This window comes from Inquilinus sp. OTU3971 (assembly GCF_038440215.1).
The window spans coordinates 1-6,810 of record NZ_JASATH010000286.1; the positions used below are offsets into that span (position 1 = coordinate 1).

Sequence of the window (6,810 nt, forward strand, 5' to 3'; positions counted from 1 at the left end):
CTGCTGTTTTCCTGCGGGCCCCTATCCCGGGCTTAAAAAAAGGGGCGCCACCCGACCCGCAGGCCCCCCTTTTTGTTCGGAGCACTGCTGCGATCCCGCGTCAGCGCGACCGTGAGCGGAAGCGCTCGCGCGGGCTCTCGCCGATCCGGGTGCCGGCGCGCATCCCCCGCAAGGCCGTGGTCTCGCGCCAGGGCAGCGCGGCGTCCGCAAGTGGCTCGGCCATCTGGCGGCGCGGGGCTGCATCGACCACGCGGCGGGGCGCCTCCCCCGCCCCGGAGCCCTCGACCAGTTCGGTCAGGGCGTCATAGACCTGCCGGATGATCTCCGGCACATGCGTGGCCGAGGTCGTGGTTCCGCGCAGATGGGCGGCGACGATCGCCGCGGTGACTTCGAGAACCTGGTTCGGCGTCGACAGCGCCGCCGCGCCGATCTCATCGATGGGCATCCGGCCCCCTCGTTGCTGTTGCTCTACCCGGTGACCTTCCTAGGACGCCCGGATGGCGACGCTTATTCCGCCGGAAATGAATTTCCGACCAGGCCGTCGCCACCGCCCAACAAGGATCGAGCGGCGGATCGGTTCCCTCATAGTCACCGACTGCGCCGGATCGTCGCTGCCGCCGTCATGTCGGCCCCGAAAAGCAGAAGAGCCCGGCTCGCGCCGGGCTCTTCCAAAGGTTCAGGCAGTAAAGCGGGTTACGCCGCGTCCTTCACCATGCTGCGCAGCACATACTGCAGGATGCCGCCGTTCTTGAAGTATTCCAGCTCGTCCAGCGTATCGATGCGGCTGAGCAGGGTCACGTCCTGGCGGCTGCCGTCGGCCCGGGTGATGGTCAGCACCATCTCCTGGCGCGGCTTCAGCCCTTCGGCGATGCCCAGAATGTCGAAATGCTCGGTGCCGTCGAGCTTCAGATCCGCCCGGGTGGTGCCGCCGGTGAACTGCAGCGGCAGCACGCCCATGCCGACCAGGTTCGAGCGGTGGATGCGCTCGAAGCTCTCGGCCACGACCGCCTTGACGCCGAGCAGGCGGGTGCCCTTCGCCGCCCAGTCGCGGCTGGAGCCGGTGCCGTATTCCTTGCCGGCGATGATCACCAGCGGCACGCCCTCGGCCTGGTAGCGCATCGAGGCGTCGTAGATCGGCAGCATCTCGCCCGAGGGCTGATGCTTGGTGAAGCCGCCCTCGACGCCCGGCACCAGTTCGTTCTTGATGCGGATGTTGGCGAAGGTGCCGCGCATCATCACTTCATGGTTGCCGCGGCGGGCGCCGTAGCTGTTGAAGTCGAGCGGCCGGACCTGGTGCTCCAGCAGATAGTCGCCCGCCGGGCTGTCCTTCTTGATCGAGCCGGCCGGCGAGATGTGGTCGGTGGTGACGCTGTCGGCCAGCACGGCCAGCAGGCGGGCGCCGCGCATATCGGTCAGCGGCTCCGGCTCCTTCTGCATGCCGGTGAAGAAGGGCGGGTACTGGACGTAGGTCGACCCCGGATTCCAGTTGTAGGTCTCGCTCTCCACCGTCTCGATGCTCCGCCACTCCTGCGGGCCCTCGAACACATTGGCGTAGCGGCTGCGGAACATCTCCGGCGTCAGGCACTGCTCGATCGTCTCGGCGATCTCCTGCGCGGTCGGCCAGACATCCTTCAGATAGACCGGCTGGCCGTCGCTGCCGGTGCCCAGCGGCTCGGTGGTGATGTCCTTGGTCATGCTGCCGAGCAGGGCGTAGGCGACCACCAGCGGCGGCGAGGCCAGGTAGTTCGACCGCACATGCGGGCTGATGCGGCCCTCGAAATTGCGGTTGCCCGAGAGCACGGCCGCGACGTTCAGGTTGCCCTTCTCGACCGCCGCGGCGATCTCATCCGGCAGCGGGCCGGAATTGCCGATGCAGGTGGTGCAGCCATAGCCGACGGTGTTGAAGCCGACGGCGTCGAGGTCGACGTTCAGGCCGGCCGCGTTCAGGTACTCCGTGACCACCTGGCTGCCCGGGGCCAGCGAGGTCTTGACCCAGGGCTTGCGGGTCAGGCCGCGCTCGCGCGCCTTGCGGGCGACCAGGCCGGCCGCGACCATCACCGACGGGTTCGAGGTGTTGGTGCAGCTGGTGATCGCCGCGATCACCACGTCGCCATGGTCGAGGTCATGGTCCATGCCGTCGACCTTGGTCGGGGCCGGGGCGGTGCCGGCATCGGCCAAAAGCTTGGTGAAGGCGCCCGCGGCCTGGGTCAGGGCGACCCGGTCCTGCGGCCGCTTCGGGCCGGCCAGCGACGGCTCGACGTCGCCCAGGTCCAGCTCCAGCGTGTCGGTGTAGACCGGCTCCGGCGAATGGGCGTCGCGCCACATGCCCTGGGCCTTGGCATAGGCCTCGACCAGGCGGACGCGGTGCGGATCGCGGCCGGAGAACTCGAGATAGCGCAGCGTCTCGGCGTCGATCGGGAAGAAGCCGCAGGTGGCGCCGTATTCCGGGGCCATGTTGCCGATCGTGGCGCGGTCGGCCAGGGTCATGTGGTCCAGGCCCTCGCCGTAGAACTCGACGAACTTGCCGACCACGCCCTTCTTGCGCAGCATCTGGGTGACCGTCAGCACCAGGTCGGTGGCGGTGCGGCCTTCCTTCAGCTTGCCGGTGATCTTGAAGCCGATCACCTCGGGGATCAGCATCGACACCGGCTGGCCCAGCATCGCCGCCTCGGCCTCGATGCCGCCGACGCCCCAGCCCAGCACGGCCAGGCCGTTGACCATGGTGGTGTGGCTGTCGGTGCCGACCAGCGTGTCGGGATAGGCGACCTGGTTGCCGGTGTTGCGGTCCTTCTCCACCCACACGGTCTGCGCCAGGTACTCCAGGTTCACCTGGTGGCAGATGCCGGTGCCGGGCGGGACGACGCGGAAATTGTCGAAGGCGGTCTGGCCCCAGCGCAGGAAGGCATAGCGCTCGTGGTTGCGCTCGAACTCCAGGTCGACATTCTGCTGGAAGGCGTTCGGGGTGCCGAAGGCGTCGACCATGACCGAGTGGTCGATCACGAGGTCGACGGCCGAGAGCGGGTTGATCCGCTGCGGGTCGCCGCCGAGCGCGACCATCGCCTGGCGCATCGCCGCAAGGTCCACCACCGCCGGCACGCCGGTGAAGTCCTGCATCAGCACGCGGGCCGGGCGGTAGGCGATCTCGCGGTCGGACCGGCGGTCCTTCAGCCATTGCGCCATCGCCTTGACGTCATCGACCGTGACCGACCGGTCATCCTCGAAGCGCAGCAGGTTCTCCAGCAGCACCTTCAGCGAGAAGGGCAGGCGGGCGACGTCGCCGAGCTGGGCTTGGGCGGCCTCGAGGCTGAAATAATCATAGCTCTTGCCGTCGACCGTCAGCTGACGGCGGGTCTTGAGCGTGTCATGTCCGGTGAAGGTCACGGAAGGGCTCCTTCGGTCGAAGGCTGGTCGCGAATGGGCTGTGCGGCCTTCATGTAGCGCGTCCGCGCAAGCCGTTCAAATGCAACGGGTTAAGAACCGTTCGCAACTGCGAAATCGGCGATCCGGGGCAGCACCCGGTTGGTGGCCTCGAAATGCGGCGCGTGCCGGCAATCCGGCACCAGCCAGGTCTCGCAAGGCCCGGGAACCCCGGCCTTTATGGCGTTCAGCTGGGCCGGCGTGCCGTATTCGTCCTCCGCCCCCTGGATCGCCAGCACCGGGCAGCGGATCGAGGGCAGCGCGTCGCGCATGTCGAAGCTGCGGAATCCGGGGGTCGGCCACAGCTCGGCCCAGTTGGCGAAGGTGGAGTCGGTCTTGTCGCCGTGATAGCGGGCCAGCACGGCGCGCAGCCTTGAGTCCGGGGCGTGGAAGGCGGCATAGGCGACGGCGATGCCGGCCAGGGTCTCGTCCTCGACGATGACATGCGCCGCCTCGGTCACCGCCCAGGCCGTGCGGCCGGGATGCGCCGCGGCGAAGATCAGGGCGATGCTGCCGCCGTCGCTGTGCCCGACCAGCCCGGCGCGGCTGATCCCGAGTGCGTCCAGCACCCGCGGCAGCGCTTCGCGCCCTTCCTGATACAGATAGTCGACGCCGCGCGGCCGCGGCAGCGGGTCGGACCGGCCGAAGCCCAGCCGGTCATGCGCCAGCACCGGATGGCCGGTGGCGACCGCCAGCCACGCCGCGACGTCGACGCCGCGGCGCGTCCATTGCGCGACGGAGCCGAGCCCTTCGTGTAGAAGAAGGATGGGGAGGCGCCCGGCACTGCCGGGCGGATCGAGGCGCTGCCAGTAAAGGCTGTGCCCGTCGACACGGACGAAACCGTCGCTGCGCTGCGGCGGGCTGGAATCGTTCGCCGGGGTGGCCGCCGGGTTGTCCATCCGCCGCTCCGTCATCAAGCCAACACAGGCTCGTCATGCCGTTGTCGCACTGCCGTGGTCAACAGGGCGCGCGAATGTCGGGGGAGAATGTCTATGGGCAAGTTCGGGATCGCCGTGCTCGGCGTGCTGCTGGCCTGTGCCGCGCTGCCGGCCGGGGCGGAGGGGATCGGGCAGCTGCGGCTGATCGGCGAGGCGACGCTGCCGAAGGGGCTGGACTATCAGGGCACCACGGTCGGCGGCCTGTCGGGGCTGGACTGGGACCCGGCCGCCCGGCAGTGGATCGCCCTCAGCGACGACCGGTCGGAGAAGGCGCCGGCCCGCTTCTACACTCTCTCCATCGACTACGACACCGATACGGTGCGCGGCATCGCCGTCACCGGCGTGACCACGCTGCGCGGCGCGGCCGGCAACGGCTTCGCGCCGAAGAGTGTCGACCCGGAGTCGATCCGCCGCGATCCCGCCAGCGGCCTCCTGTACTGGAGCAGCGAGGGCTGGGTGAAGGCCGGGATCGACCCGGCGATCAGCGTCGCCGCGCCGGATGGACGCTGGCAGCGCGGCTTCGACCTGCCACAGCGCTACCGCGTCTCCGAGGACAGGAACCTCGGCCCGCGGGACAATCTGGTGTTCGAAGGGCTCGCGCTGGCGCCCGACGGCCAGACCCTGTTCGCGTCGACCGAGAATGCGTTGGTCCAGGACGGTCCGGCGGCCTCGCTGGCGCAGGGCAGCCCGGTGCGCATCGCCAGCTTCGACACGGCGACCGGCGCGCCGGGGGCCGAGCATGTCTACATCACCGACCCGATCCCGGTGGCGCCGCTGCTGTCGGGCGGCTCGGCGGACAACGGCGTATCGGAGATCCTGCCGGGCGGCGACGGCACGTTCCTGGTGCTGGAGCGCGCCTACGCCCAGGGCCGCGGCAACTCGATCCGGCTGTACCGCGCCGACCCCACCCTGGCCACCGACGTTTCCCGGCTCGATTCGCTGCTCGATGGCAGCTGGCTCGCCATGCCGAAGACCCTCCTGCTCGATTTCGGCACGCTCGGCGTCGTCCTCGACAATTTCGAGGCGATGGGCTGGGGCCCGGACCTCGCCAACGGCCATCGCAGCCTCGTCGTGCTGTCCGACGACAACTTCAACCCGGTGCAGGTGACCAAGGCCCTGGTGTTCGAGGTGCTGCCCGACTGAGCATCCGGCCGGGCCCATGAGTCGTTCTCATCCGGGGGTGAGAAACCGCGATTGGACCGATGCCGGCCGCCGCCTCACCCTGGCCTTCCGAAACGAAGGAGCCGAGGGATGGAAACGCGGATCAACGGGCTGGCCGAGACCTGTCTCTACGTCGAGGACGTCGACCGATCGGCCGCGTTCTACCAGCGGGTGCTGGGGCTGGAGCTGCTGTCGCGCTCGCCGCGGCTGGTGGCGCTGGATGCCGGGCGCCAGGGCGCGCTGCTGCTGTTCCGCCACGGCCTGACCTCGGACGGCATGGTCGACGACGAAGGCACGATCCCGGGCCATGAAGGGCAAGGGCGGCTGCACATGGCCTTCGCCGTCCCCTCCGAGGATCTGCCAGCCTGGCGAGCCCGGCTGGAGCGGGAGGGCGTCCCGCTGGCGGGCGAGACCCATTGGCGGCGCGGCGGCCGCAGCCTGTATTTCCGCGACCCCGACGGCCATGCCATCGAGCTGGCGACGCCCGGCCTGCGCGCGAACTACTAGGGGTTTGATCCCGCGGCCTGATGGTGCACCTTCCCGCAGGAGGGGGGGATGCACCATGGCCGACACGGTGTCGAGGTCAACCAGGGGCCGGGACCCTGCGCTGCTGCGCCGCCTGCTGCGGGCGAAGGACCGGATGGACGCCGCCTCGCACGAGGACTGGCCCGTTCCGCGGCTGGCGAGCGTCAGCGGCGTCTCCGAGGCCCATTTCGCGCGGTCGTTCAAGGACGCCTTCGGCGTTCCGCCGCACCGGTATCTGCTGACGCGCCGGCTCGAGCGGGCCACCGCGCTGCTTCGCGATACCGAGCTGTCGATCACCGAGATCGCGTTCGAGACCGGCTGGAACAGCCTGGGGACCTTCGGGCGCACCTTCCGCGACGTCACTGGCGAGAGCCCGGGCGCGCTCCGGGCCCGCGAGAAGGCCGCCCCGCACCAGCGCGACCGGGTGCCGGGTTGCTTTCTCAGTGCCGCCCACCGGCCCGACCTCACAATCGCAGTTTCGGAGAAGCGGCGGCAGGAGGCGGAGGATAGGGTGGCCGGGTTCCACGAAACGGAGGTCCCATGAGCCAGAGCCAGGGTGTCGGGTTGGTCGGTCTGTACGTCCGCGATCAGGACGAGGCCCTTCAGTTCTATGTCGAGAAGCTCGGTTTCCGCCTCCACACCGACGCGCAGAACGGTGACTATCGCTGGCTCACGGTGCAGCACCCGGACCAGCCCTCCTTCCAGCTCGGCCTGTTCTCGCCGCAGTCGCCGACGGTCGACGCGGCGCCCGGCCAGGGCCGGCGCGGGA

7 protein-coding genes are annotated in these 6,810 nt (G+C 69.5%); 4 read left to right on the forward strand and 3 right to left on the reverse strand.

Annotated elements, in window-relative coordinates:
* Positions 1 to 100: 100 nt before the first annotated feature.
* The 3 genes from AAHM41_RS37795 to AAHM41_RS37805 form a co-directional block, all read right to left on the reverse strand.
* Positions 101 to 445, reverse strand: coding sequence for a MucR family transcriptional regulator (locus AAHM41_RS37795; protein WP_342241792.1), 345 nt, complete (start codon positions 443 to 445; stop codon positions 101 to 103).
* Positions 446 to 693: 248 nt separating this feature from the next.
* The gene (gene acnA / locus AAHM41_RS37800) at positions 694 to 3,381 is read right to left on the reverse strand and encodes an aconitate hydratase AcnA (protein ID WP_342241793.1); all 2,688 of its coding nucleotides are present in this window, start codon (positions 3,379 to 3,381) and stop codon (positions 694 to 696) included.
* An 89-nt stretch (positions 3,382 to 3,470) separates the two neighbouring features.
* On the reverse strand, positions 3,471 to 4,316 hold the full coding sequence (locus AAHM41_RS37805) for an alpha/beta fold hydrolase (protein WP_342241794.1): 846 nt from the start codon (positions 4,314 to 4,316) through the stop codon (positions 3,471 to 3,473).
* A 93-nt stretch (positions 4,317 to 4,409) separates the two neighbouring features.
* Here AAHM41_RS37805 and AAHM41_RS37810 point away from each other — a divergent pair, with 93 nt between their 5' ends.
* The 4 genes from AAHM41_RS37810 to AAHM41_RS37825 all read left to right on the forward strand — a co-directional run.
* Positions 4,410 to 5,498 (forward strand): esterase-like activity of phytase family protein, encoded by a 1,089-nt coding sequence (locus AAHM41_RS37810; RefSeq protein ID WP_342241795.1) that lies wholly within the window; start codon positions 4,410 to 4,412, stop codon positions 5,496 to 5,498.
* 108 nt (positions 5,499 to 5,606) lie between these two features.
* The gene (locus AAHM41_RS37815) at positions 5,607 to 6,023 is read left to right on the forward strand and encodes a VOC family protein (RefSeq protein ID WP_342241796.1); all 417 of its coding nucleotides are present in this window, start codon (positions 5,607 to 5,609) and stop codon (positions 6,021 to 6,023) included.
* Between the two features lie 55 nt (positions 6,024 to 6,078).
* Positions 6,079 to 6,585 carry a helix-turn-helix transcriptional regulator gene (locus AAHM41_RS37820; protein WP_342241797.1) on the forward strand — a complete coding sequence of 169 codons (507 nt, stop codon included), beginning with the start codon at positions 6,079 to 6,081 and terminating at the stop codon, positions 6,583 to 6,585.
* Positions 6,582 to 6,810: VOC family protein (locus tag AAHM41_RS37825; protein WP_342241798.1), on the forward strand; the 229-nt coding region annotated here is incomplete at its 3' end. The genes AAHM41_RS37820 and AAHM41_RS37825, both read left to right, overlap by 4 nt.